This is a genomic window from Streptomyces sp. NPDC006134, assembly GCF_040628835.1.
Lineage (GTDB): Bacteria > Actinomycetota > Actinomycetes > Streptomycetales > Streptomycetaceae > Streptomyces.
Genome location: NZ_JBEXTV010000043.1, coordinates 23320 through 49078 on the forward strand (window position 1 = coordinate 23320; position 25759 = coordinate 49078).

General features: G+C 69.1%; 24 protein-coding genes, 1 tRNA gene and 1 pseudogene. 24 read left to right on the plus strand and 2 right to left on the minus strand.

Features of this window, described 5'->3' with window-relative positions; all coding sequences use genetic code 11:
- The first annotated feature begins 163 nt into the window (after positions 1-163).
- Positions 164-1096 carry a MamI family restriction endonuclease gene (locus ABZ340_RS25515; protein ID WP_358784153.1) on the plus strand — a complete coding sequence of 311 codons (933 nt, stop codon included), beginning with the start codon at positions 164-166 and terminating at the stop codon, positions 1094-1096.
- A 51-nt stretch (positions 1097-1147) separates the two neighbouring features.
- On the opposite strand, the gene ABZ340_RS25520 is transcribed toward ABZ340_RS25515, so the two are convergent.
- Positions 1148-3157 (minus strand): N-6 DNA methylase, encoded by a 2010-nt coding sequence (locus ABZ340_RS25520; RefSeq protein WP_358784154.1) that lies wholly within the window; start codon positions 3155-3157, stop codon positions 1148-1150.
- A gap of 1510 nt (positions 3158-4667) precedes the next feature.
- On the opposite strand from ABZ340_RS25520, the gene ABZ340_RS25525 reads away from it, so the two are divergent.
- The 16 genes and pseudogenes from ABZ340_RS25525 (at position 4668) to ABZ340_RS25600 (ending at position 15270) form a co-directional block, all read left to right on the plus strand.
- The gene (locus ABZ340_RS25525; RefSeq protein ID WP_358784155.1) at positions 4668-5519 is read left to right on the plus strand and encodes a helix-turn-helix transcriptional regulator; all 852 of its coding nucleotides are present in this window, start codon (positions 4668-4670) and stop codon (positions 5517-5519) included.
- Positions 5520-5611: 92 nt separating this feature from the next.
- Entirely contained in the window at positions 5612-6001 is a 390-nt protein-coding gene (locus ABZ340_RS25530) for an ATP-binding protein (protein ID WP_358784156.1), read from the plus strand.
- 172 nt (positions 6002-6173) lie between these two features.
- Complete coding sequence (locus ABZ340_RS25535; protein WP_358784157.1) at positions 6174-7025, plus strand: sigma-70 family RNA polymerase sigma factor; 852 nt, start codon at positions 6174-6176, stop codon at positions 7023-7025.
- Entirely contained in the window at positions 7022-7843 is an 822-nt protein-coding gene (locus ABZ340_RS25540) for an integrase (protein ID WP_358784158.1), read from the plus strand. The genes ABZ340_RS25535 and ABZ340_RS25540 overlap by 4 nt, the downstream gene beginning before the upstream one ends.
- Before the next feature lie 182 nt (positions 7844-8025).
- A complete protein-coding gene (locus ABZ340_RS25545) occupies positions 8026-8373 on the plus strand; it encodes a hypothetical protein (RefSeq protein ID WP_358784159.1) in 348 nt (115 codons plus the stop codon).
- 5 nt (positions 8374-8378) lie between these two features.
- Positions 8379-9746, plus strand: a complete 1368-nt coding sequence (locus tag ABZ340_RS25550; RefSeq protein WP_358784160.1) for an FtsK/SpoIIIE domain-containing protein — start codon at positions 8379-8381, stop codon at positions 9744-9746.
- 83 nt (positions 9747-9829) lie between these two features.
- The gene (locus tag ABZ340_RS25555; protein ID WP_358784161.1) at positions 9830-10042 is read left to right on the plus strand and encodes a hypothetical protein; all 213 of its coding nucleotides are present in this window, start codon (positions 9830-9832) and stop codon (positions 10040-10042) included.
- Between the two features lie 24 nt (positions 10043-10066).
- A complete protein-coding gene (locus tag ABZ340_RS25560) occupies positions 10067-10777 on the plus strand; it encodes a DUF2637 domain-containing protein (RefSeq protein WP_358784162.1) in 711 nt (236 codons plus the stop codon).
- A 13-nt stretch (positions 10778-10790) separates the two neighbouring features.
- Positions 10791-10970, plus strand: coding sequence for a mobile element transfer protein (locus ABZ340_RS25565; protein WP_344603641.1), 180 nt, complete (start codon positions 10791-10793; stop codon positions 10968-10970).
- Between the two features lie 15 nt (positions 10971-10985).
- Positions 10986-11141, plus strand: a complete 156-nt coding sequence (locus tag ABZ340_RS25570; protein WP_358784163.1) for a hypothetical protein — start codon at positions 10986-10988, stop codon at positions 11139-11141.
- Between the two features lie 20 nt (positions 11142-11161).
- A complete protein-coding gene (locus ABZ340_RS25575) occupies positions 11162-11467 on the plus strand; it encodes a SpdD-like protein (protein ID WP_358784164.1) in 306 nt (101 codons plus the stop codon).
- A gap of 102 nt (positions 11468-11569) precedes the next feature.
- Positions 11570-12946 carry a replication initiator gene (locus tag ABZ340_RS25580; RefSeq protein WP_358784165.1) on the plus strand — a complete coding sequence of 459 codons (1377 nt, stop codon included), beginning with the start codon at positions 11570-11572 and terminating at the stop codon, positions 12944-12946.
- Positions 12922-13116 carry a helix-turn-helix domain-containing protein gene (locus ABZ340_RS25585; protein ID WP_358784166.1) on the plus strand — a complete coding sequence of 65 codons (195 nt, stop codon included), beginning with the start codon at positions 12922-12924 and terminating at the stop codon, positions 13114-13116. The genes ABZ340_RS25580 and ABZ340_RS25585 overlap by 25 nt, the downstream gene beginning before the upstream one ends.
- Positions 13113-14486, plus strand: coding sequence for a tyrosine-type recombinase/integrase (locus ABZ340_RS25590; protein WP_358784167.1), 1374 nt, complete (start codon positions 13113-13115; stop codon positions 14484-14486). Before ABZ340_RS25585 ends, ABZ340_RS25590 begins: the two co-directional genes overlap by 4 nt.
- A 142-nt stretch (positions 14487-14628) precedes the next feature.
- Positions 14629-14760 (plus strand): annotated as a pseudogene (locus ABZ340_RS25595) (HNH endonuclease); the annotation flags it as partial.
- A gap of 45 nt (positions 14761-14805) precedes the next feature.
- Positions 14806-15270, plus strand: a complete 465-nt coding sequence (locus tag ABZ340_RS25600) for a hypothetical protein (RefSeq protein ID WP_358784194.1) — start codon at positions 14806-14808, stop codon at positions 15268-15270.
- A gap of 202 nt (positions 15271-15472) precedes the next feature.
- Here ABZ340_RS25600 and ABZ340_RS25605 read toward each other — a convergent pair.
- Positions 15473-15544, minus strand: a tRNA-Arg gene (locus tag ABZ340_RS25605).
- A 192-nt stretch (positions 15545-15736) separates the two neighbouring features.
- Between ABZ340_RS25605 and ABZ340_RS25610 the strand changes: the two genes are divergently transcribed.
- The 7 genes from ABZ340_RS25610 (at position 15737) to rho (ending at position 25553) form a co-directional block, all read left to right on the plus strand.
- Positions 15737-16219 carry a response regulator gene (locus ABZ340_RS25610; RefSeq protein ID WP_358784168.1) on the plus strand — a complete coding sequence of 161 codons (483 nt, stop codon included), beginning with the start codon at positions 15737-15739 and terminating at the stop codon, positions 16217-16219.
- A gap of 232 nt (positions 16220-16451) precedes the next feature.
- Positions 16452-17633, plus strand: a complete 1182-nt coding sequence (gene nrtL / locus ABZ340_RS25615; RefSeq protein WP_358784169.1) for an ArgS-related anticodon-binding protein NrtL — start codon at positions 16452-16454, stop codon at positions 17631-17633.
- Between the two features lie 26 nt (positions 17634-17659).
- Positions 17660-19051, plus strand: coding sequence for a diaminopimelate decarboxylase (lysA, locus tag ABZ340_RS25620; protein ID WP_358784170.1), 1392 nt, complete (start codon positions 17660-17662; stop codon positions 19049-19051).
- 161 nt (positions 19052-19212) lie between these two features.
- Positions 19213-20505 carry a homoserine dehydrogenase gene (locus ABZ340_RS25625; protein WP_358784171.1) on the plus strand — a complete coding sequence of 431 codons (1293 nt, stop codon included), beginning with the start codon at positions 19213-19215 and terminating at the stop codon, positions 20503-20505.
- Positions 20506-20511: 6 nt separating this feature from the next.
- On the plus strand, positions 20512-21570 hold the full coding sequence (thrC, locus tag ABZ340_RS25630) for a threonine synthase (protein ID WP_358784172.1): 1059 nt from the start codon (positions 20512-20514) through the stop codon (positions 21568-21570).
- A gap of 597 nt (positions 21571-22167) precedes the next feature.
- Positions 22168-23085, plus strand: coding sequence for a homoserine kinase (thrB, locus tag ABZ340_RS25635; RefSeq protein ID WP_358784173.1), 918 nt, complete (start codon positions 22168-22170; stop codon positions 23083-23085).
- A gap of 407 nt (positions 23086-23492) precedes the next feature.
- The gene (gene rho / locus ABZ340_RS25640) at positions 23493-25553 is read left to right on the plus strand and encodes a transcription termination factor Rho (protein ID WP_358784174.1); all 2061 of its coding nucleotides are present in this window, start codon (positions 23493-23495) and stop codon (positions 25551-25553) included.
- Positions 25554-25759: the final 206 nt, after the last annotated feature.

Below are 25759 nucleotides of genomic sequence, written 5' to 3' on the forward strand. Positions count from 1 at the left end.
GTTGCTGGATCGGGAACTCCAACCAGGTCACTCCGCTTGCTGCTCCGAGCTAGAGTGTCGCTCGTCCACTCCTGGTCCACAGCGAGCCGACGCGCTGCGTTGTGTCTGCTGGCGGCAGGCTTGGCGTGTTGTCCCACCCATCAGAGCCATGGCTGGAGCATGCGTGAAAGAGGAAACAGCGGCAGCGATCGCAGAGGGCATCAAGAAAAGGAGTGTGCTTCTCAAAGGGCTCACTTATGAGAAACGCAAAGCTCTCCTTGAAGAGTTGTTTATCGATTTCTTCGCCAATCAACACCTAACACTGCAAAAGTGGGCTGCTCTCACTGGCCAAACGGCTCAGGTTGACACTGGATATATTGCCCAATTTGTCGCCTCTATAGTCTTGCAGACACCGGGACAAGGATTCCGGGGAAAGGGCGATGATTTGGTCGATGGAAGTGAGGTGAAGAGTGCTGCCAATATATCTGGAGTGGACAGGCCCCGATGGAACCATAATCTCGGCACTCTAGCCGACGACGAGGTGCAGAGGAAGAAAGGGCGAGACGAGACCTGGAAGAAGTTCCTTCAGGCTCCATACCTCTTCTATGTCTTGGTCGACAGGGTGGTTGGTGCACATAGCCCTGAGAGTGAAGTTCCCATCCGGATAAGGGGCTGGTGTGTTGACGCTCAAGCCGATGACGGCTGGAGAGCTCTGATTCTTAAATTCGTTGAGAGTCGCAGTGGGAGAACCTACAACTTCCAGCTCCACCCACCGGTGGGGCACGACGACAATCTTGTGGTCAACACACTCGGAAATCTAGACTTCCAGGAAGTTCTCGTATTCGATGTTCGCCTATACGTAAGGGCAAGTGGCGAACACGAGGTGAAGTGGTTCAAAGATCTTCCTCGTGAAGTTCTCCCTGTCCGCGGCCGGACAATCGGTATGCCTTACGCGAGGCAGGTTAACCGATCAACCCGGTTGACCGAAACAGCTGACATCGTGGCGGATATAGCCATGATTCCTAACCTATTTGCTGACACCTTTTCGCAGAGCGACATTCAGGCAGTAGAGCAAGTGTTGGCAACTGATGTTGGGCAGCTAAGGATAGGTGAATGACTTGGAGGGGCCGCCTCAGCAGGCGGCCCCTCCGATGTTGGGAGGCGGGCGTTATGCTTCGTCGAGCTTGAGGAACTCGGCACTCAGTGTCGCCCTGGCTTGAGTGATCGACTCAAGGGCAGCCTTAACCTTGACGTCCAACTGGGACATAGAAGGACGACTAAGATTCGGGACGGCCAGTGACAGCACGTCCGCTTCGGTGATTCGGCGCCGCGAGCTTGAGGTTCCTCGTCCAAGTGGACGCAGCTGCGCTTTAACATTCTCCGAATACAGCAGCCCCAAAACTGCGTAGGGCATTTCGTGGGGCCTGAAAACGCCGAACTCTGCCGAGACCTGTACGGTGGCGAACTCCTCGGGAACGACAGACGCACGCAGCTTCGACGGGTTGAGCAAAGAAATGATGAGGTCTCCGCCAGATGCCAAGATGCCTGGTGTCGTTGGCTGGTATTTTTCCGCTTCATGCCAAGCAATAGTGCCAAGATCATCGATATGAAGAACCGACACGAAGGGGATTCCTGCCAACAAAGGCGAGCGGCGCGCCCGCACCTCATCCATGAGGTTGCGGAGTTCGATCCCTCCCTTCTCTTGGACGAAGGCCCGCGCTTCTAGAGCCGCAGGATCAACCCGCGAAGGGTCGTACGACTGCAGAGCGCCGGGACGGACAACCGCAACTAGTGGCTCCTGACTCTCGATGGAGACAGAGGCGTTGCCGGCGTTGAGTAGGCCTTTACGGATCAGGCCTGGAACCTCTGGGAGATCGTTCCCCTGCGGATCCCGCGCTGCCTTTCCGGCTTGCCGCACATATCCAACGTGTTGAACTCGAGCCAGTGCAACGCGAGTGGGTCGATGCTCTCGCCGCAGAAAAATCGCACTCGTTTTCGCCACCGTACCACTTAGAGAGAATGTAGAAGTGGGGAGGCTGATATTCGCGGCGACAGTGGCGCCGTCATCGAAGAGGCCTGCATGTCCGGATACGAGATCCTCGAATGCCCGCGACTCGATAATTCCGTCAGGAAGCACGATCCCAAGAACGCCGCCAGGCTTCAGGAGCAGCAAGGACTTTACCAGTCCAGCAAGAGCAGGGTCGATTTTAGATTTTCCTGACAACCTAGGAATGGCTTTCGCGGTTTGAGTAATTCCAGGAATACTGTCATATTTCCCTTCCCCGAAGGGGGGGTTGGTTAGGATCAGGCTGAATTTTCCGTGGAGTTTTGTGAGGTCAGGGTCAGTGACTGAGTCGTGGGTGGCCCAGACTAGGGGGTGTTCAACTCCGTACAGCATCATGTTGATGCGTGCTTTGGCGACGGAGGAGTGAGACTGATCAGAGCCGAAGATGCCGGTGGCGATGGTTTGAGCAGCCTCTTTGGTTCCGATTTCTCTGAGGATTTCCGTTGCGGCTACGAGAAATCGACCAGTGCCGCAAAAGGGATCGCCCAATACTGGGTGTGCGCTTGTGTTAATCGGAGATTCGCCGAGGAGATCGAAAGCAACCTCGGCCATCATCCGTGCCACACTGCTAGGCGTGAGGTAGGTTCCCAATCCGCCGCTGTGGTCATAGCGGCCACTGAGGAGGGCATCGAACGCCGTACCCAGAGGATCGGAAATTGCTGGAGTATGGTCCTGCACTAGGTCTGCGATTAGTGATGCTGCGGAACCGAGAACCCTGGCGTTGCTAAGCCGAAAAGGCTCATCCCTGGGCCACACTGCTTCTTTGGAGCCGCTGGGAGTTCGGGCTGTGAGTTCATCTGCCCCGAGTGCGAGCGTAAAAGCCTCTTTAAAGCCGTCTACCAATCCGGATTGATCGGCGTCAGGATCAAAAAGTCGACCCAGCGCAACTCCGGATGGTAGAACAATTGACGGGTTCTTCAACCACCAAAGACGAAGATAGAGAAGTTTGGCAACTTCCTCTACTGCTGCATTGGTGGGGCGGACGCCGCCTTGCCGGTAGATTAGCTGATGAAGCTCGTCGAAACGACGCGCAAATTCGATCTCGGCAGTTCCAAATGAGCCGGATACACCCAGAAGGGGGGCTTCTGTACCTGTATCGCTCGTGATGCTCATCGGACTTTTCCTCTCCTCGGTGGCCTTAGACATACTAGCCGAGTCTCGTCCTTGATTGTGCCAAAGGGGGCATTAGGTAGGGCTGGCAGGTGTATCGTCCGTGACCTCTCGTTGGCCCGGAGGGACCGGAGCGGAGTGCCGTGACCTTGGGGCTGAAACTCGGGGATCATGGAGTGGTGAAGATCGGCATGTGTCAATGAGGTAAGCGGTCGACGCCCGCAGCAGGGTTGGTGGTGGCGCCTGGCAGATCACCCACTGAGTGAGCCTGTGGGAAGGGCGCGGAAACTTGGATGAAGGCCGCGGACGCAACGAGCGCAGCGCTGCCGCGTCCTGCGAAGTCTATGCGGTCCGGTCCTGTGGTTGGCGAGCTCGTGTCAACGGTGCTGGTCGCGTTTCATGGGGCGCCGACTGCGCACAGGGATCCCGCCGACCCGCCTCGATGCCGACGAGCTGCGTTTGCTACACATCACTCATGCCTCTCAGTGAACCTCAGAATGACAAGGGTGTTCCCGAGCTCCCTGCAGCTTCAGCTGCTAGTCGGCCGGCGCCCACCGCTAGGGCCATGCCAGCCCCTCGGCGCCCTGCGTCCCGTCCTGGGCCCTCCGTCGAGGTGGCCACAACGAACGCTCCTCCTCGAGCTGATGATTCAGCCGCCTCGATCCCGCACATCCAAATCATCCCGGCTTCCCCCGAGGAGGCTGTAAACGTCGCCGACCAGGCTGTAGACCTGATATTGGAGACCGGTCAACTCCCAGGCGACATTCTTGTCCTTACAACCGGAGACCCTCATCCTTGGGCCGCGCATGAGGTGTCCTTCGGTGAGGCATCCTACTGGGCCCAGCACGATGCCGCGGAGGATGTATTTTACGCAGCCATTGACTCCTCTCATATCAAAGGTCGGGCGGTCGTCATAGTCGCTGTTAATGAGCGGGCGGACAAAGCTGCAACGCGGGCACTTCCACGCGCAACGGCCCTGGCAGGTTCCTTGTTGATTATCTGTTGCGATCCGTCGCAGATTGAAGGGACGCCGAGGGTTAGCGGTTGAATCTGAAAAAAGTGTTTTGGGCGGCCGGAGGGGGAGAGAGCTTTGCGGTTCATGTAGGTCGGTGGAGCGGCTTTGGGGTGGCGCTGCTTTGGCGCGAGTGATCATGGCCCCGTAAGCTTCCGGCGCGTCGGGCAGTCTGTGGACCTGCCCGGTAAAGCACGACGTTGGGGCCATGATCTGCGAGGCTCGCGCCAAAGTGGCTCCGTAAAGCCGTGGAGCCGACCGCCCCAGCCATGATGTGCCCCTTCTCTGGCATCGGGTGGCTAGTTGCGGTACGGGCGCCGGCCGGGCTGGAGCGGGGCGGAGACAAGAGCGCAGGCCCGGCCGGGGGCCGGGCCGCGCGCGGCGAGCGGCAGCGAGCCGCACTTGAACCAGTAGGGAGAGTTTGAATCATGCTCGTACTGCTGGTCGTTGATGCTGCTCTTGTGCCTGGTGGCTGCTGGTTCGTGGTGTAGAACCCTCGGTATGGGGAGTGAACGGCGCGAGCGGATGAGGGTGCTTGGGGCGCGTCTTCGGGCTCTGCGTGCGGATGCCGGTCTGACGGGTGCTGCTCTGGCGCAGCGGGCCAGCGTAGGCCAGCCGACGGTCTCCAAGGTGGAGAACGGGCGTATGGTCCCGAGCTTCGATGTGCTGGACCGGCTGTCTCGGGCGCTCGGGCTCGACGAGTCGACCGCCGGTGAGGTCCGCGAGTTGCTGGCCGCGGTTGAGGCTGCGGTGGAGACCGGTCCCGAGTCCGAAGAGGACGTCTCCGCGAGCCTCGTCGTGGATGAGGCGGTCCGCGGTGCTCGGCTGGTGCGCTCCTTTCAGTGTGTGGTCCTGCCGGCCATGCTTCAGAGTGCCGAGTACGCCCGGCACGTCTTCCTGGCTTCGCTGGACCTGGACGCTGCGGCGGTAGGCCGGGCCGTTGCTGCTCGCGTGGAGCGGCAGAGCCTGTTGTACGAGCCGGGGCGCGAGTCGGTGTTCGTGCTGACGGAAGCGGTGTTGCGGACGTGGCCGGGGGCGCCGTCGCTGATGCTCGCCCAGCTCGATCGGCTGTTGGCCGTCGAGAGTCTGGACACGGTACGGCTCGGGGTCATCCCGTGGCGTCGACCGGTGCCGGTGCTGCCTCGTCACGGCTTCACGCTCTGCGACCGGCGGGCCGTCGTGGTGGAGGGGTTCCCCAGTGAGCGGGTCTCGACCGAGGCGGATGACCTCGCCTTCCATGAAGAGATGTTCAGCCGCTTCGAGGGCGCGGCCGTCTTCGGCGGTGAGGCGCGGGACCTGCTGGTGCAGGTGATGAAGGAGTTCCGCGAGATGACGGCCACCGTCACCCAGTAGAGGAATAATTCCTCTGCATGCCTGGATCGATGTCGAGTGTAGGAATACTCTGCTTCTCATGCTGTCTAGCCCTCTAGACGAGGAGTTTTCCTGTGCTCACCAAGTGGGGTCGTGCCTTCCCTGGCCTGCCTGAACAAGTTGCCGAAGCTCGCCACTTCGTGGCCGGGTTACTCCGGGAGTGGGGCCGCGTCGAGGAGGCGGCTCTGATCGTCGGGGAGCTGGCGGCCAACGCCGTACGTCACACGTTGAGCGGCAAGGCCGGAGGCTGGTTCCTCGTGGTCGTCGGCTTCGGTGCGGACTTCGTGCGGATCGAGGTGATCGACCAGGGCGGTGACGGTGTACCCACGGTGCGGGACGCGAGCAGCCTGGAAGAGGGCGGCCGCGGGTTGATGCTGGTGGCGGCCTGTGCGAAGGACTGGGGTGCCAAGGCGCTGCCGCAGGGTTCTTCGGTGTGGGCGGACCTGGTGCGGGAGGAAGCGTGACCGCGCCCGGCCTGCCCTACCTCGGCCCTCTCGCGGGCGGCAAGGGGTGACCCCTCGTGGGGTACCCCGGCGTCGGTCTGGCCTCTATGCGGTAGGCGTCCGGTCGGGACGGCGACTCCCGCCCGTTTCGTCTAGGGGCCTAGACTCGTGGCTGAGGCAAGGAGGTGAGGGCATGTCGGACGAGTTGCAGAGGATCATGGCGATCGATGATCCGTACCTGCTCCTGCGCGAGGTCACGACCCGATTGGCCGAAGCGCAGCAGGAGGTCACCGAACTCGCTCGGCTGCGGCGCCGTGTGGTGCAGGACCTCCACGCACAAGGGTTGTCGTACGCGCAGATCGCGGCGAAGGCCGGCCTCAGCCGCGGGCGCATCCACCAGATCCGCCACACCGGCCCGGCTCCCGAGGGAGCGTTCCTCGGGTCGGGTGCCGTCACGGTCGCTACTCCGCTGCGGCGGGATGACGAACGAGGGCGCACGGTCGTCGCCGTGGACGACGTCAGTTCCGGCAAGCGCCTGGAAGACCTGGCGCGGTCGTACGGGCTCGACGTCACCTCCGAGCACGTGCCGGTGAGCGGAGAGATCGACCTGAACCGCGACGGCCTGGTCGTCGTCTGTGGCCCGCGCATGTCCCAGGACATGTGGAACACCTACGCCCAGGATCCCGTGTTGCGCTGGGAGAAGGCGGAAGACGGGCCCTGGACGGTCGTGGACCGGCTCACGGGGACCGTGTACCGGTCGGGGCAGGACAGTGATCCGGCCCGGCCGTACGACGTCGGTTATCTCGGCCGGCTGCCGCGCCCGGACGGCAAGGGCTCGCTTCTCGCCATCGCCGGTATCCACACGCAAGGCTCCCTCGGCGTGGTCCAGTTGTTGGCCTCCGAACTCAACTCCCTGTGGGGGCAGGTGGGAGATCGCCGGTTCTCCACGCTGGTGGGCGTCGAGTACGACCCGGAGACCAGTGAGCCGCGGTCCGTCGAACTGGTCTGCCCGCTCTACCGCCACGATGAGGAGACGGCAGGGTGAGGTTCGCCCTCGGCACCTCGCCGTCCGCGCTGGGCAGTGAGAACGAGGACTTCGCCGCTGCCGCCTCCGGCGCCGCCGTACTCCTCGACGGTGCCGGCGTAGCGGGCGCGGAAACCGGGTGCGTGCACGGCGTCGCCTGGTTCTCCGGAACGCTGGGAGCGCTGCTGCTCCGCACTCTCACCACATGCCCGGCCTGGTCGCTCGCCGAATGTCTGGCCGACTCCCTCCGCGTCGTCCGCTCGCTTCATGAGGACGTCTGTGACCTGGAGTACCGGGCCAGTCCGACCAGTACGGTCGTCGCCGTCCGAGCCCGTGACGGGAAGCTCGAATACCTGGTACTCGGTGACTCCTCGCTGCTCCTCGCGGAACGGGACGGACGCTCCTCCGTGGTCACTGACCGGCGGCTGGACGAGGTCGGCGCGCGGCTTCGCGGGGCGGTTGACGAACTGCCCACCGGTTCCCCGGAACACGCCGCCGCACTGGCCAAGTACCGGGACGCGCTGACGTCTCTCCGGAACCGGCCGGATGGCTTCTGGATCGCCGGCCCCGATCCGCTCGCGGCCGAGCATGCGCTGACCGGCACGGTAGCGCTGAACTCCCTGGCCTCCGTGACGCTGCTGAGCGACGGAGCGACGCGCCTGGTGGACCGCTTCGGACTCGCCTCGTGGGACGAGGCTCTGGCCGTCCTCGACTCCGCCGGACCGGACGAGTTGATCCGTCGGACCCGTGAAGCGGAGGACAGCGATCCCGACGGCCAGCGCTGGCCTCGGGGCAAGGCGCACGACGACGCCACCGTCCTGCACTGGGCGCTCCCGTAGAGCACGGGTCGTCTCGCCGACTCGACACTCGTATACCCCCCTAGACAGTTGCCGAGGCGCCGCGTTACGGTAACCGTCAATCCCCCTAGACAGTTGGGTGGGTTGCTCCCCGTGCTGTCTAGGGGGGTATTCAGCTCGGCTCGGCGTCCAGAACGGGCGCCCGATCAAGTGAGGTTCACAGAATGCGTGTCATCCCTGTGGATACTTCGTCCGCCACTCTGCTGGTTACGAAGCTGCCCGAGGTCAAGGTGAGGGATCGGCAGACCGGTGAGGTGGCCGTGGACCCGGTGACCAACGACCGGCTCATGGTCTTGGAGCTGGTGTTCATCGCCGCGGGCGGCTCGGACATGATTAAGGTCACCGTTCCCGAGAAGGGCATCGGTGAGGGCCTGGTCATGGGCGCTCCGGTTTTCCTGTCCGGCCTTGTGGCGCGGCCTTGGGAGAGCGAGTTCGGCGGCCGTGTCCGGCACGGCATCGCCTACCGTGCGGACGCCGTCATGGTCGGCGCCCCGGCAGCTGCGCAGGGCTGAGTGCCATGACCGATGCCCTGTGGGTTCTGGTGCCGGCACTGCTGGCGGTGGCCGCGCTGGCCGCGGTGTGCCGTCGCCTGCCGGTCCTGTTCTGGTGGCTGGTCGGGTATCCGGTCGTCGCGCTGCGGGTACTCACCTCGTACCGGGCGACGATGGACGCCTGCGGCCTGACGGTTCCCGCTTCGGCCATGCGCCGGGCCACCGCCCGGATGATGGGGCGGCAGGCGGCACCCGTACCGCCTCGCCGGTCGCTGCCGCTGCCGACCGGGTCCGGACTCGTGATGCGGCTGCGCATGGCGGCCGGGCAGGCGCCCGAGGACTTCACCGCCTCGGCCGACCGGCTGCGGCATGCCTGGGGCGCGCACGCCGTGCACGTCCGGCCCACCAAGCCGGGGCGGCTGGAGTTGCGGCTGGTCGGCTGGGACGTCCTCGCCGACGTCCGACCCACTCGGCCGTGGCTGCGCACCGGTCCGCTGTCCCTGCCGCTGGCGCTGCGCGAAGACGGGCACTGGCACGTCCGGGACTTCCGCACCGTGCCGCACGAACTGATCCTCGGCGCCACCCAGTCCGGCAAGTCCGTGTACCTGCGCAACCTGCTGTGCGGACTCGCCCGCCAACCCGTCGCGCTCGTCGGCATCGACTGCAAATGGGGCGTCGAACTGGCGCCGTTCGCGCCCCGGTTGTCGGCGCTCGCCGATACGCCGGACCGTGCGAACGACCTTCTGGACGTCCTGGTGGAGGAGATGGAGGCACGGTTCCGCCTGATCGGCGTGACGAGCGGGGCCGGTCCGGACGCCGTGCTCACCTCGGACGTCTGGGGCCTGCCGGAGAAGGCGCGGCCGGTGCCGGTCGTGGTCGTCGTCGACGAGGTCGCCGAACTCTTCCTCGCCGCGAGCAAGGAGGACGAGAAGCGGCGGGACGCCATGGTCACCAAGCTCATCCGCCTCGCCCAGCTCGGCCGCGCGGCCGGCATCTACCTGGAGGTGTGCGGGCAGCGCTTCGGCGCCGAACTCGGCAAGGGCGCGACCATGCTGCGCGCCCAGCTGACCGGCCGGGTCTGCCACCGCGTCAACGACGAGACCTCCGCCACCATGGCGCTCGGCGACATCGCGCCGGAAGCGGCGCTGGCCGCCACCTCCATCCCGGCCGAACGGCCCGGCGTCGCCATCGTCGGCGACTCCTCCGGCGGCTGGTCCCGCGTCCGCTCGCCCCACCTCACCCTCGACGACGCGGCGGCAGTCTGCCGCGACACCGCCGCCCTGGTGCCGGAACTGCCTCGGCTCGCCTCCTTCCGGCCCGTCGCCACCGCCGAACCCGCCGATTCGTCCTCTTCCATCGCTGCCGTTCCCACCGCTCGCCCGGTGACCGAGTAGCCGCACCTCCCCCTCCACGGCCGGCGTGACCGCCTCGCGCCACGTCCCTACCCCTCCCATGCCCGGACCCGGAAGGAAGCCCCATGCCACGCCCCACCGTCGCCGAGGTGAGCGCGCTCATCGCGGACCTGGCCGCGCTCCGCCAGGACCGCACCTCCGCCGAGTACGCCGCGCTCATGGCCCGTAAGGCGGACCTGCTGGAGCGCATCGCCGCCCACACGCCCGGCGACGCGGATGCCGCCGAGGCGGCCCGCCTCGCCCGTGAACGCGCCGACGCGCTCAAGTCCACCGACTGATCGCACGGAAGGGAACCCGAGCCGATGCGTGCCCACCTGGTCCGCGTGGACGCCGTGGTCATTCAGGCCGTGATCGCGGGCGCCCTGTCCTTCTCCCACCTGCACGACCTCGCCGCGGCGGCCGGACAGGACGGCTGGAAGGCGTGGGCCTACCCCGTGAGCGTCGACCTGCTGCTGGTCGCCGCCTGGCGCCGGATGCGCCAGCAGCAGCGGGCGGGACAGGCGACCGGCGGACCGCGGCTGTGGTTCCTGGTGGCCCTGGCCGCGTCCCTCGGCGCCAATGTCGCCACCGCCGGGCTCCTCGACCTGGACGACGTACCGGCCTGGCTCCGCGTGACGGTCGCGGGCTGGCCCGCCGTCGCCTTCTTCGGCGGCACGCTGCTGGCCCACGCACCGCACACCCCGGAAACGTCGGCGGCCCCGGCCCCCTCGGCAGCGGACACGCAAGCGGAGCCGCGCCCTGCTCCGGCTGCCGTCGACCAGCCCGACCGCGAGGCGCTTCCGGCGACCTCCACCGACCCCGAACCGGCTCCGGAGTCCACCGCCGAACCGGCCGCCACCCCGGCCGCGGTGACCGCTTCCGCCGCCGCACTGCCGCCCGTCCTCGTCGACCGCGTCCGGGCCCTGGCCGAGGAACACCGCTCGGCCACCGGCCGCCCCGCCGACCCCGACGCCGTACGCGCCCGGCTCGGCCTGCCTCCGTCCATGACTCCGTCCGTCGCCGCTTATCTCTGAGAGGAGCACCACCATGCACCGGCGCTTCCGCAACGTCCGCCGCATCGGCCCCGTCAACGTCGCCTCGTACGTCGACCGCGGCCGGAACCGTCACCTGGCCGCCTGCACCGCGCCCCGCTGTGACTTCTCCGCCGAGTACGACAGCCGCGCCGCCGCCGAACTCGCCGCCCGTACCCACCGCTGCCCGGCCTGACAGGAGAACACCGCCATGGACGTCCCCCTCTGGCTCGCCCTGCTCGTCGTCGGGGTCCTGGGCGTCAAGCTCGTCCGCCCGCCCTGGTGGCTCATCGCCGTGCTGCTCGTCGGCGGCTACCTCCTCGCCGACAGCCTGCTTGCCCCCGTCATCGACAGCTTCCTCGAGTGACCCGCGAAAGGAGAGCGCTCATGTTCCGACCGAAGATCCCGACCATGCCGCAGCCCACCGGCCTGACCGCCCCGCTCGCCGTCGTCGAACCGACCGCCCTCACGCCGGGCGCCCCGGCTTCGCCGCCGGCCTCCCTCGCCCCGGTCCCGGCCCGCCCGGCCGCCCGACTCACGCCCGGTACCGCGCTCGCCCTCGTCGGCGGCGGTGCCTCCGCGGTCCTGGTCGTCGGTGCTGTCCTGGTCTCCATGCTCCTCGCCGTCGCCCTCACCGCCACGTCCGTGGCCGTGTGCGCCGTCGCCCTCCGCTCGGTCCTCAGCCGCCGCTGACCTCATCGCTCCATCGCACCCGGCCTGCCCACACTGTCTAGTCCCCTGGACAGGCTGGGTGCGTGCACCGAACGCCCACCCCTTGCAAGGAGGAACCCGCACATGCGCTCTGCGGCTCCCACCGGAGCCATCCGCCAGCTGGCAGCGCTCGCCCGGCACGGCGACCTCGGCGCCTACGCACGCCAGATCCAGCGTCTCGGCGGCTGCGAGCAACCGGTGCGGATGGAGGGCCACCGGCTCGACGTCCACGCCGCAACCGGTGAGATCGTCCGCGAGATCGCCGACCGCGACCTTCCGGCCGGACAGCTACTCATCCGCTGCAACAACCGCCGCGCCAACCGGTGCGCCGCCTGCGCCGAGATCTACCGCAGGGACACCTTCCACCTGATCACCGCCGGCCTGAGCGGCGGCAAGGGCATCGGCCCGGCCGTCGCCGAACACCCGCGGGTCTTCGCCACCTTCACCGCCCCGTCCTTCGGCCCCGTCCACAACCGCCCCGGCGGCGGCCGGTGCCGCTGCGGACGCCTCCACCCGGACGACGACCCCGCCCTTGGCACGCCCCTGGACCCGGACCGCTACGACTACCGCGCGGCCGTCCTGTGGAACGCGCACGCCGGAGCCCTGTGGGCCCGCTTCACCACCTACCTGCGCCAGTACCTCGCCTCCCGCGCGGGCGTCAGCCGCTCGGCGCTGCGCCACTGCCTCAAGGTCTCGTACGCCAAGGTCGCCGAGTACCAGCGGCGCGGCGCCGTCCACTTCCACGCCGTCATCCGTCTCGACGGCCCGGACGGCGCCGAGGACGCCCCGCCGGCCTGGGCCACCACCGAACTGCTCACCGACGCGATCCGCTCCGCGGCCCGCCTCGCCGAGGCACCTGGCCCCGTCCTCGACGGCCGCGCCTACGCCTTCCGCTTCGGCGAACAGCTCGACATCCGCCCCATCCGCTCGGCCGACTTCGCGGGCACCTCGGAACTGTCCAGCCGTGCCGTGGCCGCCTACATCGCCAAGTACGCCACCAAGGGCGCCGAGGCCGCGGGCACCCTGGACCGCCCCATCCGTAACCCGATCACGGACCTGATCGGCTCCGGCGTCACCGACCACGCCCGGCGCATGATCCTCACCTGCTGGCACCTGGGCGCCCTGCCCGAACTCGAAGACCTGCGCCTGCGCAAGTGGGCCCACATGCTCGGCTTCCGCGGCCACTTCTCCACCAAGTCCCGCGCCTACTCCACCACCCTCGGCGCCCTCCGCCAGGAACGCGCCGACCACAACGAAGCCCTGGCCCGCGCACGCGCGGCCGAGGCCGGCCACCCGCTGCCCGACCCGGACACCGTCCTCGTCCTCTCCCACTGGGTTTTCGCCGGCACCGGCCTGACCGCCGCAGAACACCTCATCGCTCACGGCCTCCCCACGCCCGCAGTCCCGGAAGACGACGACACGGAAGGAGAACCGGCATGGACCACCGACGCGACGAATTGATGACCGTCCCGCAAGTCCTCGCGGAGCTGGGCGGTGTGTCCCGCCGTACCTTCTACCGGTGGCGCGAACTGGGGCAGGGGCCCGCTGCGTTCAAGCTGCCCAACGGGGAGCTCCGGATATGGCGGAGCGACTTCACCGCCTGGCTGCGGCAGTTGGAGGCGGCGGCGTGAAGTCCCTCGATGTGAAGGTGTGGGGCGTTCGGAAGAGGAACACCAAGAAGTCGTCCTATGACGTCCGGTGGACCGTGGCCGGGAGCGTGTTCTCCGAACAGTTCCGCACCAAAGGGCTTGCGGACCACTACCGGTCCAAGCTGCTCCGCGCCGCGCACGCCGGCGAGGAGTTCGACACGGAGACAGGGCTGCCCGACTCGATGGTCGAAAAGGCAGCCTCGATGACCTGGTACGCCTTCGCCCTGAAGTACCTCGCTATGAAGTGGCCGCACGCGGCGCCGAACACGCGCAACCGGATCAACGAGGCTTTGACCGCCGTGACGATGGCCCTTCTCGACGAGCGCCCGGGGCGGCCCTCCGAGGAACTGATCAGGAAGGCGCTTCGTAACTGGGCCTTCGTCCTTCCCGGACCGGATGAACGCGAACTGCCGACCGAGATCGCGAACACCTTGCACTGGGTGGCCAAGGCCTCACGTCCGCTCTCGGACCTCGGCGACGCTGCGATCGGCAGGGCCGTCCTGGACTCGCTCAAGCTGAAGCTCGACGGGACGGCGGCAGCCGCGGAGACCGTCCGGCGCAAGCGTCGGACACTCGTCAACGCGCTGCACTATGCGGTGGACCTCGGGGAGTTCAAGGAGAACCCGATCACAGGCATCCGCTGGAAGAAGCCGAAGGTGGCCGGGGAAGTCGACCCCCGGGTGGTCGCCAATCCCGCGCAGGCCCGTTCCCTGCTGACCGCGGTCTCGTACGTCGGTGGGTACCGCCGGGCACGTGGCCGCCGGCTCGTCGGCCTGTTCGCCTGCATGTACTACGGCGCCTTGCGCCCGGCCGAGGCCGTCGGCCTCACCGATGCGGACCTGAAGCTGTCCGAGACCGGCTGGGGGACGGTGCTGCTGAACCGGACGCGCCCCAGCGCCGGAAAGCAGTGGACGGACTCCGGCGAGACCCATGACGACCGGGGCCTGAAGAACCGGCCGGCGGAAGAGGTCCGGCTCGTGCCGATCCCGCCCCAGCTCGTCGCCATCCTCCGGCAGCACCTCGACACCTTCGGCACCGCCGAGGACGGGCGGCTGTTCACCAACGAGCGCGGGGGAGTGGTCGGCTCCTCGACGTACTACCGCGTCTGGCAGGAGGCCCGTGCGCTGGCGCTTCCGCCGGCCGCGGTCGCCTCCCCGCTCGCGGCTCGCCCGTATGACCTTCGACACTCGGCGCTGTCGACCTGGCTCAACTCCGGAGTGGACCCGACCGAAGTCGCCGAACGTGCGGGCAACAGCGTGGAGGTCCTGTTGAGCCGCTACGCCAAGTGCATCGACGGACGGCAGGAGATCGCCAACCGCAAGATCGAGGAGTTGTTGCGCGAGTACGAGTGATCACGCGCGTGCTCCGCTCTGTCAGTGGCAGCGCTTAACGTCCTCCCCAAGGCAGTACCGCTGGGGAGGGGAAGTGTCGAGCAGTGCTGAAGCAGCCATCCGACGAGATAGGGGAGAGCAACCGCTTTGGGTGTGGCTTGCTGTGCTCACAGCCTATGAGAGGCGCTGTACGTACTGTGCCGAAGAACAATCCGTGACATTGGAGCACGAAACGCCACTGGCTACTAAAGGGCGAGATATTTGGTGGAATTTGGTGCCAGCCTGTGACAGGTGCAACCGCTGGAAGAGCTGGAAGTCCGCTTCCAGGTGGAAGATCGACATGGAGATGGAGCACCGTTATCCGGGCTCGGGTTTCGCGAGGAACAAACTGCCGTTGAAGACGGTGCTGGGCATCCCGGCGCGGGTGGCCGAGGTACAACGTGAGATACAAGATCCTGCCCGTCTTCGATGGTTCGAGCACCACTACGGCGAGCAGAGGAAGCCGCGCTTGCGGAGGGAGGTCCATGAGCGTGTAGAGGCCTGCGTAGATGGACTGAAGCGTTACCCCTACCCACCGTGGACATCTCCAGAGCTACGGGAGGGATCGAAGCGCTGCACCCGACGTCTGTGCTGCGGCTACACACACCCGGACGCCCGGTTTGAGTGCATCATTCTTTCCAAGAAGGAATGGAAAGAGCTTCAGCGGGCAGCCCACGACAAGGGCCTCTATCTGGGAGACCTGCTCGGGCACTTGGTGAAGGAGTACCTTGCCGAGCTTGCTCAGGTTGAGCAACAAGACGTTTAGCTAGGCTCCAGGCCCCTGGGTCCGTCCGGGGGCCTGCGTTGTTCCGGGTGCTGACCAGGGAAGACGCCCCAAGATCCTGTCCACGAATAGTCCACGGACCCCGTCCTAGGGCCGCTCAGCGCTGCATCTGGCTGCACATACGCGAAGACCCCGACCTCAGCGTTTCCGCTGGTGACGGGGTCTTTGGGCACTTCCTGCAAAGTGCCCCCGGCAGGATTCGAACCTGCGCACACGGCTCCGGAGGCCGTTGCTCTATCCCCTGAGCTACGGGGGCGTGTCGGTCGCGGTGTTCGCGGCGACGGGTAGAACCCTACCAGCTCTTTCGGGGTGGTCATGAACGGGTTTCCCCCTGGGGCGCCCGCGCCGTCCGTGTCGCCGGCGTCAGGTGCAGGGCCGGGGTCCCCCGCGCGGGGTGGAAGTGGGGAAAACCCGGACGCGGTGGCCGGTCCGGACCTACTCTCAAGTTGTGTCAGGCGCGTCGGGCCGGGTGCTTGTGGTGGACGACAACAAGGTCATCCGGCAGTTGATCAGGGTCAACCTCGAGCTGGAGGGCTTCGAGGTGGTGACCGCGGCGGATGGTGCCGAGTGTCTGGAAGTCGTGCATCAGGTGAGACCCGATGCCGTCACCCTGGACGTCGTCATGCCGCGGCTGGACGGGCTCGCCACCGCGGCCCGGCTGCGTGCCGATCCGCGGACCCGCGACCTGCCCCTCGCCATCGTCAGTGCCTCCGCGCAGTGCGAGGTCGACGCCGGCCTCGGTGTCGACGCCTTCCTGTCCAAGCCGTTCGAGCCGAATGAGCTCGTGGAGCTGGTGAGGCGGTTGGTGGAGGGCAAGTCGCTCCGGGGGAGTCAGGCGGGCGGTGACGCCGAGGGGGCGGAGGGCGGCAGTGCCCCGGAGGTGACCGGCGAGGCCGGACCGTCCGCGCAGGCGACCGAGCGCGCCGGGTAGTCCACGCGCGCCGGGTGGTCCGTATGCGCCGGGCAGCCGTATGCGTCGCGGTGGAAGCTCCGCAGTGGAAGCAGTGGAAGCAGTGGACGTGGCGCGGCGGAGGTGGCGCGGTGGGGCGGTGCGTCGTCGCTTCCGGGCGGCAGGCCCCGCTCCCCGTCTCCGCCGTCCACATCGCGGGACCCTCGCCGAATCGGCTCGCCTACCCACCCCCCTCCTCCCCTACGCTTGTCCCGTGACCCCCGTCGAGCTCTCCCGCACCGTGTTGCACGCGGTGCGTCGCGCTGTCGACGACGGGGAGCTCAGCGTGACGGTTCCCGCGCGTGCCGTGATCACGCCGCCGGGGCCCGGCGGATGCGGGGACTACGCCACCAACATCGCCCTCCAGCTCGCCCGCCCGGCCGGGTACCCGCCCCGCCGGGTCGCGGAGATCCTCCGGCCGCGCCTCGCCGACGCCGACGGCATCGGCGACGTCGCCATCACCGGGCCGGGGTTCCTCAACATCAGCCTGCGGAGCGGCGCTCCCGCCGCCCTCGTCGAGGAGATCCTGCGGCGAGGGGTCCGGTACGGGTACGCCGACGGCTCGGGCGGGGACGGCGACGCCCCGAACGCGGCAAGCGGCCAAGGCCAGGGTGCGGCAAGCGGCCAGGACGCGGTAGACGGCCAGGACTCGGCGGGCGGTCAGAGGGGCGGTGCCGTTCCCGGTGCCCCCGTGCGGCTGCGCTGCCCCCGTGAGGTCCGTGCCCTCGTCGTCATGGACGCCGTCGCCCGCATCATGCGCTCCCAGGGCCTGTCCGTGCGGACCGGCTGCGAGGCCCGCCCGGAGGACGCGTGGATCGCCGTTCTCGGGCTGCGCGTCGACGCGTACGGCGGCGGCGCCGAGGCACCGTCCGGTCGTCCCGCCCGAGCTTTCACCGTCCGGCCCGCCCCTGCGCCCGCCGATCCCCTCCCCCTCGGCCGTGACGCCGCCCGCTGGGCGCTGCTGCACCCCGCCGCCCACGACCGGCCCCGGATCACCGGTGAGCACCTCGTCCAGCGGGAGGGCAATCCGCTCTTCCGCGTCCGGTACGCCCACGCCCGCACCCGCGCCCTCCTCCGCAACGCCGCCGACCTCGGCTTCGGCCCGCGGGCCGGTGACGTGGCCGGTGCGGCGGGGAGCCGCGAGCTGCTCGCCGCGCTCGCCGACCATCCGCGTGTGCTGGGCGCCGCCGCCCGCCACCGCGCCCCCGACCGCCTCGCCCGGCACCTGGTCGCCGTCGCCGATGCCGTACTGCCGTACCTGCCCGCCGTCCTCCCGCGCGGGGAGGAGAAACCCTCGGCCGCCCACCGCGCCCGGCTCGCCCTCGCCGAAGCCGCCGGGACGGTGCTGGCCGGCGGCCTGTCCCTGCTCGGCATCGACGCACCCGACCACCTCTGAAGAGCGCACAGAGAGTTCCGAGAGCCATGAGCCGTTCCGCACACCCCGCCGGGCCCCGCCACGCCGACGTCCTGCCCGAGGGCCACTACGCCGCCCCGCCCGCCGACCTCAACGCCCTGGACGCGAAGGTGTGGGCGCAGACCGTCGAACGGGGGGAGGACGGGGTCGTCACCGTCGCGGGCCTGCCCGTCACGCGGCTCGCCGAGGAGTTCGGCACCCCGGCGTACATCCTCGACGAGGCCGACTTCCGGGCCCGCGCGCGGGCCTGGCGCACCGCCTTCGGGGACGACGCCGACGTCTTCTACGCCGGGAAGGCGTTCCTGTCCCGGGCCGTCGTGCGGTGGCTGGAGGAGGAGGGGCTGAACCTGGACGTGTGCTCCGGCGGCGAGCTCGCCACCGCGCTCTCCGCCGGCATGCCCGCCGACCGCATCGCCTTCCACGGCAACAACAAGTCGGTGGCGGAGATCGAGCGGGCCGTGCGCGCCGGGGTCGGGCGGATCGTCCTCGACTCCTTCCAGGAGATCGTCCGCGTCGCCCACATCGCGCAGTCGCTGGGGAAGCGGCAGCGGGTGCAGATCCGGATCACCGTCGGCGTCGAGGCGCACACGCACGAGTTCATCGCCACCGCCCACGAGGACCAGAAGTTCGGCATCCCGCTCGCCGGCGGGCAGGCCGCCGAGGCCGTGCGGCGGGCCCTGCGGCTCGACGGGATCGAGCTCATCGGCATCCACTCCCACATCGGGTCGCAGATCTTCGACATGTCCGGGTTCGAGGTCGCCGCGCACCGCGTCGTCGGGCTGCTGAAGGACATCCGGGACGAGCACGGGGTCGAACTGCCCGAGATCGACCTCGGCGGCGGCCTCGGCATCGCGTACACCAGCGACGACGACCCCCGCGAGCCGCACGAGATCGCCAAGGCGCTGACCGAGATCGTCACGCGGGAGTGCGAGGCGGCCCGGCTGCGCACCCCGCGCATCTCCGTGGAGCCCGGGCGGGCGATCGTGGGGCCGACCGCGTTCACGCTGTACGAGGTCGGCACCGTCAAGCCCCTGGACGGGCTGCGCACGTACGTCTCCGTCGACGGCGGCATGTCGGACAACATCCGCACCGCGCTGTACGACGCCGAGTACAGCGTCGCCCTCGTCTCCCGCGCCTCCGACGCCGAGCCGATGCTCGTGCGCGTCGTCGGCAAGCACTGCGAGAGCGGCGACATCGTGGTCAAGGACGCGTTCCTGCCGGCCGACCTGGCCCCCGGCGACCTCGTCGCCGTACCCGCCACCGGCGCCTACTGCCGCTCCATGGCCAGCAACTACAACCACGTGCTGCGCCCGCCGGTCGTCGCCGTCAAGGACGGCGAGGCCCGGGTGATCGTCCGGCGCGAGACGGAGGAGGACCTCCTGCGCCTGGACGTCGGGTGAACCGGCGAGCGTCAGGGGCGGGCCGTGCCGGGCGGAAGATCTTCCGTCCGGCGTCCCATGGAAAATGAAATAAATGTCTCACGATCCGGACGATCGGCAGAAAATCCCGTCCGGTGAGTGAGACTGGTCCCACCGTAGACGGTAAGAGGAAACGAGGTCGGATGATGCGTACGCGTCCGCTGAAGGTGGCGCTGCTGGGCTGTGGAGTGGTCGGCTCAGAGGTGGCGCGCATCATGACGACGCACGCCGACGACCTCGCCGCCAGGATCGGGGCCCCGGTCGAGCTGGCCGGGGTCGCCGTCCGGCGGCCCGACCGGGTGCGCGAGGGCGTCCCCGCCGAGCTCGTCACCACCGACGCCACCGCCCTGGTCAAACGCGGCGACATCGACGTGGTCGTCGAGGTCATCGGCGGCATCGAGCCCGCGCGGACCCTCATCACCACCGCCTTCGAGCACGGCGCCTCCGTCGTCTCCGCCAACAAGGCGCTGCTCGCCCAGGACGGGGCCGCCCTGCACGCCGCCGCCGAGGAGCACGGCCGGGACCTGTACTACGAGGCCGCCGTCGCCGGCGCCATCCCGCTGATCCGCCCGCTGCGCGAGTCCCTCGCCGGCGACAAGGTCAACCGGGTGCTCGGCATCGTCAACGGCACCACCAACTTCATCCTCGACAAGATGGACTCCACCGGCGCCGGCTACCAGGAGGCGCTCGACGAGGCCACCGCGCTCGGGTACGCCGAGGCCGACCCGACCGCCGACGTCGAGGGCTTCGACGCCGCCGCCAAGGCCGCCATCCTCGCCGGCATCGCCTTCCACACGCGCGTGCGCCTCGACGACGTCTACCGCGAGGGCATGACCGAGGTCACCGCCGCCGACTTCGCCTCCGCCAAGGAGATGGGCTGCACCATCAAGCTGCTCGCCATCTGCGAGCGGGCCGCGGACGGGGCGTCGGTCACCGCGCGCGTGCACCCCGCGATGATCCCGCTCAGCCACCCCCTCGCCTCCGTGCGCGGCGCCTACAACGCCGTGTTCGTCGAGTCGGACGCGGCCGGGCAGCTCATGTTCTACGGCCCCGGGGCCGGCGGTTCCCCGACGGCCTCCGCCGTCCTCGGCGACCTCGTCGCCGTCTGCCGCAACCGGCTCGGCGACACCACCGGACCCGGCGAGTCCGCGTACGCGGCGCTGCCCGTGTCGCCGATGGGGGACGTCGTCACGCGCTACCACATCAGCCTCGACGTCGCCGACAAGCCGGGCGTGCTCGCCCAGGTCGCCACGGTGTTCGCCGAGCACGGGGTGTCCATCGACACCGTCCGGCAGCAGGGCAAGGACGGCGAGGCCTCCCTCGTCGTCGTCACCCACCGCGCGTCCGACGCCGCCCTGAGCGGCACCGTCGAGGCGCTGCGCAAGCTCGACACCGTGCGGGGTGTCGCCAGCATCATGCGGGTTGAAGGAGAGTAACCAGCAATGACCCACCAGTGGCGCGGAATCATCGAGGAGTACCGGGACAGGCTGCCGGTCTCCGACAGCACGCCGGTCGTGACGCTCCGCGAGGGCGGTACGCCGCTCGTGCCCGCGCAGGTGCTCTCCGAGCGCACGGGCTGCGAGGTCCACCTGAAGGTGGAGGGCGCGAACCCCACCGGGTCCTTCAAGGACCGCGGCATGACCATGGCCATCACCAAGGCCAAGGAGGAGGGTGCGAAGGCCGTCATCTGCGCCTCCACCGGCAACACCTCCGCCAGCGCCGCGGCGTACGCCGTGCGCGCCGGGATGGTCTCCGCCGTGCTCGTCCCGCAGGGCAAGATCGCGCTCGGCAAGATGGGCCAGGCCCTCGTGCACGGCGCGAAGATCCTCCAGGTCGACGGCAACTTCGACGACTGCCTCACGCTGGCGCGCGCCCTGAGCGAGAACTACCCCGTGGCGCTGGTGAATTCGGTCAATCCGGTGCGTATCGAAGGCCAGAAGACCGCCTCGTTCGAGATCGTGGACATGCTGGGCGACGCCCCCGACATCCACGTGCTGCCGGTCGGCAACGCGGGCAACATCACCGCGTACTGGAAGGGGTACACGGAGTACGCCGCCGACGGCATCTCCTCCAAGGCCCCCCGCATGTGGGGCTTCCAGGCCTCCGGCTCCGCGCCCATCGTGCGCGGCGAGGTCGTCAAGGACCCGTCGACCATCGCCACCGCCATCCGCATCGGCAACCCGGCCTCGTGGCAGTACGCGCTCGCCGCGCGGGACGAGTCCGGCGGCCTCATCGACGAGGTGACGGACCGTGAGATCCTGCGCGCCTACCGGCTGTTGGCCGCGCAGGAGGGCGTCTTCGTCGAGCCCGCCTCCGCCGCGTCCGTCGCCGGTCTGCTGAAGGCCGCCGAGCAGGGCAAGGTCGACCCCGGACAGCGCATCGTGTGCACCGTCACCGGCAACGGCCTGAAGGACCCCGACTGGGCCGTCGCCGGCGCCCCTCAGCCGGTCACGGTCCCGGTCGACGCGGCGACGGCGGCGGAACGGCTCGGCCTGGTCTAGCCGGGGCGGCCGAGGCGGGGCCGGCTGCGGAAGGACTCGGCTCCGGCAGGGTGCGAACCCGGCAGGGTTCGGGCCCGGCAGGGTTCGGGCCCGGCAGGGTTCGGGTGCCGCGCGTGCCGGCCGGTCCGGCAGGGGACGGCCGTCCGGGCGGCGGCCGTGTGGTTCGGCCGGAACCGGCCGTGCCGCTTCCGGTCGCTCCCCGGGGCACCCCGGCGCGTACCGCCCGTCCCGGCCGGCCCGCCCCACTCCGCCGAGCCTCGCCCCACCCCGGTGAGCTCCCGCCCGCCCCGCCGCGCTCGGCGCGGGAAGGCGTAAGAGGACGCTTGCCTGGGGAAGTTCCCCACAGGGGTTGCACAGGGGGCTTGCGACACGCATCGTGCGCCTCCTGTGCGCCCTATGTCGCCACAGAACCTTCCTTCGATAGGCTGTACCGAACCCGCCCGCCGCATATGCCCCGCATATGGCGCGGGCCGAGCCGTCTCCCCGGACCCGCAGCGGACCGGAAACGGCCGGCCGCCAGGCCGGCAGCGGTCTCGGGGTTCGTACGTCCTCGCATGTCCTTCGACCACCACGCAGCTCAAGGAGAGTCAACGAGCGATGGCCGGTCCAGCGTTCCGCGCCGCCGCCGTCCGGGTGCGCGTCCCCGCCACCAGCGCCAACCTCGGCCCGGGCTTCGACGCCCTCGGCCTCGCGCTGGGGCTGTACGACGACGTCGTCGTCCGGGTGGCCGACTCCGGGCTGCACATCGACATCGCAGGTGAGGGCAGCGAGACGCTCCCGCGCGACGAGAAGCACCTCCTCGTCCGCTCTCTGCGCACCGCCTTCGACGCCCTCGGCGGACAGCCGCGCGGCCTGGAGATCGTCTGCGCCAACCGCATCCCGCACGGCCGCGGCCTCGGCTCCTCCTCCGCCGCCATCTGCGCCGGCATCGTCGCCGCTCGCGCGGTGACCATAGGCGGCGAGGCCCGTCTCGACGACGCGGCCCTGCTCGACCTCGCCACCGAGATCGAGGGCCACCCCGACAACGTGGCGGCCTGCCTGCTGGGCGGCTTCACCCTGTCCTGGATGGAGGCCGGCGCCGCCCGGGCGATCAGGATGGAGCCCTCCGATTCCATCGTTCCGGTGGTTTTCGTCCCCGGGAAGCCGGTCCTGACGGAGACCGCGCGCGGACTGCTCCCGCGCACCGTCCCGCACGTCGACGCCGCCGCCAACGCCGGCCGCGCCGCCCTCCTCGTCGAGGCCCTCACCCGCCGCCCCGAGCTGCTGCTCCCCGCCACCGAGGACCGCCTCCACCAGGAGTACCGCGCCCCCGCCATGCCCGAGAGCGCGGCACTGGTGGAGCGGCTGCGGGCCGACGGCATCCCCGCGGTGATCTCCGGCGCCGGGCCCACGGTGATGGCGCTGGCCGACGAGGGCACGGCCGACAAGGTCGAGGCGCTCGCCGGCCGGGACTGGGCGGCGAACCGGCTGAGCCTCGATCTGCGGGGCGCGAGCGTGCTGCCGCTCGCCACCTGACACACGGTTGCCGGATTGGAGAGGGGGAATGTTTGTTGGATCCGGTAGTGTTAATCTCAAGTCTGCACCCGACCCCACCATGGCGAGGTGCCTCGTGTCCCCGTCCGGGACAGACATTCTTCCGGGAGCCCCCCAAGCCGCCTTGTGCGGTGCACGCCGAACACGGGCAGTACGGCGTACACAGGCACTGAACGGTCCGCCGGGCACGCTCCGGAACCGGTGCGACCACGCCGCGTGACCCAGACACTGGGTGCCACGGCTCAAGGAAGCGCCATCACCAGATATTTCCTCCGCCGTTTCGGCGGATTACCGCCCCGGCACGGTCCACACAGCAAGGACCGAAGCCGGACAGCACAACCGGTCGCCGAGCCAGACAGGCCGACGTCCGCTCCAGGGAAGGACCCTTCGTGAGCGACACCACCGATCTGATGGGCGCACGTGTCGAGGAGACCGCTGCCGCGCCCGCCACGGACGCTGCCGCGCCTGCCACCGGTGCCGGCTCCCGGCGGCGCCGCGGTACCGGCCTCGAGGGCATGGTGCTGGCCGAGCTGCAGCAGGTCGCATCCGGCCTCGGCATCAGGGGCACCGCGCGCATGCGCAAGAGCCAGCTGATCGAGGTCATCAAGGAGGCGCAGGCGTCCGGCGGGGCCGCACCGGCCAAGGCCGACGCCGCCACCGAGACCAAGCCGAAGCGCCGCGCCACCTCCCGGACCCGTACGGGCGACGAGGCCGCCGCCGAGAAGGGCGACAAGGCGGAGAAGGCCGGGAAGAAGGCCGGCAAGGCGACTGCCGAGGCCCCCGCCGAGAAGGCCGTGGCCCAGCAGCAGATCGAGATTCCCGGCCAGCCCGCTGGGGGCACCCCCCGCGCGAGCGCAGCCGAGCGTGGGGGAGAAGCCGAGCGCGGGGGAGACGACGCCCCCTCCGAGCGCCGTCGCCGCCGCGCCACCGCCGACGCCGGCAGCCCGGCCGCCGCCGAGTCGGTCGCCGCCGAGGCCAAGAGCGAGCCGAAGGCCGAGACGCCCGCGCAGCAGCAGGCCCAGGGCCAGGGCGAGGGCCGGTCCGAGGCCGGCGAGGGCGGCGAGGGCCGCCGCCGCGACCGCCGCGAGCGCGGCCGGGACCGCGACCGCCGGGGCAAGGGCGACGACCAGCAGCAGAGCCAGGGCAACCAGCAGCGCCAGCAGCAGGGCGGCGGCCGTCAGGACCGTGACCGCCAGCAGGACGACGACGACTTCGAGGGCGGCCGCCGGGGCCGTCGCGGCCGGTACCGCGACCGCCGTGGCCGCCGTGGCCGCGACGACATCGCCGCCGAGCCGCAGATCGCCGAGGACGACGTCCTGATCCCCGTCGCGGGCATCCTGGACATCCTCGACAACTACGCGTTCATCCGCACCTCCGGCTACCTGCCGGGCCCGAACGACGTGTACGTCTCCCTCGCCCAGGTCCGCAAGAACGGCCTGCGCAAGGGCGACCACATCACCGGTGCCGTGCGCCAGCCCAAGGAAGGCGAGCGCCGCGAGAAGTTCAACGCGCTCGTCCGCCTCGACTCCGTCAACGGCATGGCGCCCGAACACGGCCGCGGCCGACCGGAGTTCAACAAGCTCACCCCGCTGTACCCGCAGGACCGCCTCCGCCTGGAGACGGACCCGGGTGTGCTGACGACCCGCATCATCGACCTGGTCTCGCCGATCGGCAAGGGCCAGCGCGGTCTGATCGTGGCCCCGCCGAAGACCGGCAAGACCATGATCATGCAGGCGATCGCCAACGCGATCACGCACAACAACCCCGAGTGCCACCTGATGGTCGTCCTCGTCGACGAGCGTCCGGAAGAGGTCACCGACATGCAGCGGTCGGTCAAGGGCGAGGTCATCTCCTCGACCTTCGACCGTCCGGCCGAGGACCACACCACGGTCGCCGAGCTCGCCATCGAGCGCGCCAAGCGCCTGGTGGAGCTGGGCCACGACGTGGTCGTCCTGCTGGACTCGATCACCCGTCTGGGCCGCGCGTACAACCTCGCCGCCCCGGCCTCCGGCCGCATCCTGTCCGGTGGTGTCGACTCCACCGCCCTGTACCCGCCCAAGCGCTTCTTCGGCGCGGCCCGCAACATCGAGGACGGCGGCTCGCTGACCATCCTCGCCACCGCTCTGGTGGACACCGGGTCCCGCATGGACGAGGTGATCTTCGAGGAGTTCAAGGGCACCGGCAACATGGAGCTCAAGCTCGACCGGAAGCTCGCCGACAAGCGCATCTTCCCGGCCGTCGACGTCGACGCGTCCGGCACCCGCAAGGAGGAGATCCTGCTCGGTGCCGAGGAGCTGGGCATCGTCTGGAAGCTGCGCCGGGTGCTGCACGCCCTCGACCAGCAGCAGGCGATCGAGCTGCTCCTGGACAAGATGAAGCAGACCAAGTCGAACGTCGAGTTCCTGATGCAGATCCAGAAGACGACGCCGGCGCCGGGCAACGGCGACTGAGCCTGAGCCCGCCGCGTCTTCGACGCCCGCACAAGTCCGCCCCGTCACCCGAGTGACGGGGCGGACTTCTGCTTTGTGAGATCGGCGAGCCGTAGTGGGAGAACGTGTTTTCGGATACGCCACCGGGATGCTCAGGGCTGCCCTCGGGCGGCTCCGCCTGCCCCGGTGGTTCCTTTCTCTCTCCTGCGCGCACCATCCGACCGGCG

Excerpts from the sequence above, each read along its gene's own strand:
- ABZ340_RS25585 (WP_358784166.1), top strand. The coding sequence starts at position 12,922 with ATGGACCACCGACGCGACGAATTGATGACCGTCCCGCAAGTCCTCGCG.
- ABZ340_RS25580 (WP_358784165.1), top strand. The coding sequence starts at position 11,570 with ATGCGCTCTGCGGCTCCCACCGGAGCCATCCGCCAGCTGGCAGCGCTC.
- ABZ340_RS25560 (WP_358784162.1), top strand. The coding sequence starts at position 10,067 with ATGCGTGCCCACCTGGTCCGCGTGGACGCCGTGGTCATTCAGGCCGTG.
- ABZ340_RS25550 (WP_358784160.1), top strand. The coding sequence starts at position 8,379 with ATGACCGATGCCCTGTGGGTTCTGGTGCCGGCACTGCTGGCGGTGGCC.
- ABZ340_RS25575 (WP_358784164.1), top strand. The coding sequence starts at position 11,162 with ATGTTCCGACCGAAGATCCCGACCATGCCGCAGCCCACCGGCCTGACC.
- ABZ340_RS25555 (WP_358784161.1), top strand. The coding sequence starts at position 9,830 with ATGCCACGCCCCACCGTCGCCGAGGTGAGCGCGCTCATCGCGGACCTG.
- ABZ340_RS25625 (WP_358784171.1), top strand. The coding sequence starts at position 19,213 with ATGATGCGTACGCGTCCGCTGAAGGTGGCGCTGCTGGGCTGTGGAGTG.
- ABZ340_RS25565 (WP_344603641.1), top strand. The coding sequence starts at position 10,791 with ATGCACCGGCGCTTCCGCAACGTCCGCCGCATCGGCCCCGTCAACGTC.
- ABZ340_RS25545 (WP_358784159.1), top strand. The coding sequence starts at position 8,026 with ATGCGTGTCATCCCTGTGGATACTTCGTCCGCCACTCTGCTGGTTACG.
- ABZ340_RS25535 (WP_358784157.1), top strand. The coding sequence starts at position 6,174 with ATGTCGGACGAGTTGCAGAGGATCATGGCGATCGATGATCCGTACCTG.
- lysA (WP_358784170.1), top strand. The coding sequence starts at position 17,660 with ATGAGCCGTTCCGCACACCCCGCCGGGCCCCGCCACGCCGACGTCCTG.
- thrC (WP_358784172.1), top strand. The coding sequence starts at position 20,512 with ATGACCCACCAGTGGCGCGGAATCATCGAGGAGTACCGGGACAGGCTG.
- ABZ340_RS25570 (WP_358784163.1), top strand. The coding sequence starts at position 10,986 with ATGGACGTCCCCCTCTGGCTCGCCCTGCTCGTCGTCGGGGTCCTGGGC.
- ABZ340_RS25520 (WP_358784154.1), bottom strand. The coding sequence starts at position 3,157 with ATGAGCATCACGAGCGATACAGGTACAGAAGCCCCCCTTCTGGGTGTA.
- thrB (WP_358784173.1), top strand. The coding sequence starts at position 22,168 with ATGGCCGGTCCAGCGTTCCGCGCCGCCGCCGTCCGGGTGCGCGTCCCC.
- ABZ340_RS25600 (WP_358784194.1), top strand. The coding sequence starts at position 14,806 with ATGGAGATGGAGCACCGTTATCCGGGCTCGGGTTTCGCGAGGAACAAA.
- ABZ340_RS25525 (WP_358784155.1), top strand. The coding sequence starts at position 4,668 with ATGGGGAGTGAACGGCGCGAGCGGATGAGGGTGCTTGGGGCGCGTCTT.